Origin of the sequence: Shewanella inventionis (assembly GCF_014641855.1) — a bacterium.
In the GTDB taxonomy this organism is placed as follows: Bacteria; Pseudomonadota; Gammaproteobacteria; order Enterobacterales; family Shewanellaceae; genus Shewanella; species Shewanella inventionis.
In genome coordinates this window covers 1-2,591 of the sequence record NZ_BMII01000089.1, presented here as the reverse complement: position 1 = coordinate 2,591, position 2,591 = coordinate 1, and the positions used below count along the sequence as shown (strand labels likewise).

The following is a 2,591-nucleotide window of genomic DNA, read 5'->3' as shown; positions in this document are numbered from 1 at the left end:
TTGGCTGCGATATAGGGTGCTGGGTAACAGAACACGCCTTAGTGGAGGCTTGAGCCGTATGCAGTGAAAGTTGCACGTACGGTTCTTAGGAGGGCGGCACTTGGTAACAGGTGTCGCCTATCCGACAGAAGTTCGTTAGAGTTTCTACTTAATTTAGCAAAATACGGATTAAGTCAGGTATGGGAAAGTCCCGATTTCAGATAATAAGTGCGACATTCATGGAAAGGTGTAGAAGAGGAGGCCAACTGCTAAAAGTGGTACGCTCTTCTCGTCAAAGAAACAAGCAGTACTACCATGAATTATCAGCAGTTGACCGAGGGCAGAAGATATCAGATTTCGGCTCTTTTGGAACGGGGAATTTCGGTTTCTGAAATAGCTAAAACTGTTCAGTGCCATCGCTCTACGGTATACCGGGAGCTTAAACGCGGCCGCAAGGGCAGACATTATTGTCCTAACGAAGCCCAGATGTTATCAATCAAAAAACGCACATCAGCGCGTAAATACCGTATACCACAGGAGCGTGTTGATTTTATCCGCTTGCTTTTAGAAGCGGATTGGAGCCCAGAGCAAATTTCCAGTGTATTAACGAAAGTCGGTGCCGCTGTCAGCCATGAGTGGATCTACCGATTTGTTGCACAGGATAAACGCTTGGGTGGCAAGCTATATCGCCATTTGAGACAAGGACACAAGCGGTATCGTCGCGGTAAAAAAGAAAAAGCGCCCGCTATCAAGAATGCCGTTTCTATCGATGTTCGGCCAAGCATCGTTGACAGTAAGGAGCGATTTGGTGATTGGGAAATCGACACTGTCTTAGGCAAACACGGCACTGGGGCTATGGTGACTATTTTGGAGCGTAAAACACGATTTTACGTGGTAAAAAAAGTGCCATCTAAGTCAGCAGATGATGTCACCAAAGCAACCATAGAGCTACTCATGCCTTATAAGGAGCATGTGCATACCATCACGGCAGATAACGGGAGAGAGTTTGCAGGTCATGAAACCATCGCAAAGGAGTTGGAAGCTGATGTGTATTTTGCCCACCCTTATAGCTCTTGGGAGCGTGGAGCCAATGAGAATGCTAACGGCCTTTTAAGGCAATATGTGAAAAAAGGAACCGATCTAACAACAGTAACGGATAGCGATATTGAATTCGCTCTATCGCGAATAAATTATCGACCAAGAAAGTGTTTAGGCTTCAAGCAGCCAGCGATTGTATTTAAAGAAATGGCATTGGCTGCTTGATATTGACGAGTGTCGCACTTCGCAGTTGAATTCGGGGTTAACCTGATGTTAGTTGTTAGTTATTGCAGAATGAACTCTGTTCGTCTTTTGATGTGCAATATCTTCTCACCTAAAAATTCTGATACTTCAGAAGTAATCGTTAGGTTTGTATACGTATAACCATACATTAAAAGTGACGTGGCAAAATGGTCAAGTTAACCAGCTAATTATCAATGTAGCATTTGATAATTAGCTGGTTAAACGCTTCATGCGAAAGCAATTTAGAGTTCAAAAACATTCCGTCATCGTCATACATAACAAGAGAAAAACGGCTAAACTATTTTGTGTACCCTGCAAGCAGCCACTCAGCCAGTATGTTTGATTGCAGATCTTTGTACGAACCCAACTCTATTTTATAGTTATCCATCGTGTTAAAGATTACCTTTAACTCCCAATCATCCATCACTAACTTGCCTTACTGAGTTACACTGCTTACTTAGATGCTTGTAATACTTTTTCGAGCTCTTTATTTTCGATAACGTACAGCCTCTGTCCACGGAAAGGGGTCGTGTATATCGCGTTTTCTTCTAGCGCTTTCGATTCATGACGTTGAATCCAGACAGTATAACCAGGCTCTGTTCTCAAAAATGCATCACGCTCTGCTTGGTTGGATGGTACTAGATGTAGCGGTATCTCCAATTTTCCCGCGTATCCAAAAGTATTGTGGTATTTCCCTATAAATGAGACTTGATTCCCTTCAGATTGCAGTTGATGGATACGTTGACCTGGCTCAGTTACGTCGTAAACATTCTTGAGTACAGGAGACAAACTGGCGAATAGCGCAGATAAACTTAATAGTAGAGCTCCAATGTTCAATGCCAAACGATCGATAGGAAGTGTTTTTTTCCACAAAAGTAAACCGATAAGTAGTAGAGGAAGAATTCCCCAACTTTGATACAAATCAGTAATCTCTGCGCTTCGAAACGCTTTTGAAACCCAAAATTGTGAACCAAAAATTAAAACAACAATCAGGATGAGAATACCGACTACAGCGAACTCTGTTTTGAATTTTCTTAAATCAACTTGCTTAGCAATCCAAACAGCGACAAAAGGAAAAGTGGGGAATAAGTAATGGATCTGTTTACCGCTAAAACAGCTAAAAATTACAAGTATAATCGCGAATAAGGCAAGACATAATACCATTCCGCATAACTAAGTGATCATTGTTGCCCATTGTCGATGACACATTTTTTTCACACGCTCTTTATCTTCAATGAATGCATTCCACGCTTCACTACAGGCATCAACTATTGACTCGTAACCTTCAAAGCAACGATTAGCTAACTTATGCTGCCTCAACCAACTCCACA

The 2,591-nt window shown here is 42.1% G+C and carries 2 protein-coding genes; one reads left to right on the top strand and one right to left on the bottom strand.

Annotation, left to right across the window (positions count from 1 at the left end):
- Positions 1–294 precede the first annotated feature (294 nt).
- On the top strand, positions 295–1,242 hold the full coding sequence (locus IEW93_RS21625; RefSeq protein WP_041155238.1) for an IS30 family transposase: 948 nt from the start codon (positions 295–297) through the stop codon (positions 1,240–1,242).
- A 471-nt stretch (positions 1,243–1,713) separates the two neighbouring features.
- Here IEW93_RS21625 and IEW93_RS21620 read toward each other — a convergent pair whose 3' ends face one another.
- Positions 1,714–2,424 carry a glycosyltransferase family protein gene (locus IEW93_RS21620; protein WP_188741261.1) on the bottom strand — a complete coding sequence of 237 codons (711 nt, stop codon included), beginning with the start codon at positions 2,422–2,424 and terminating at the stop codon, positions 1,714–1,716.
- Between the last annotated feature and the right edge of the window lie 167 nt (positions 2,425–2,591).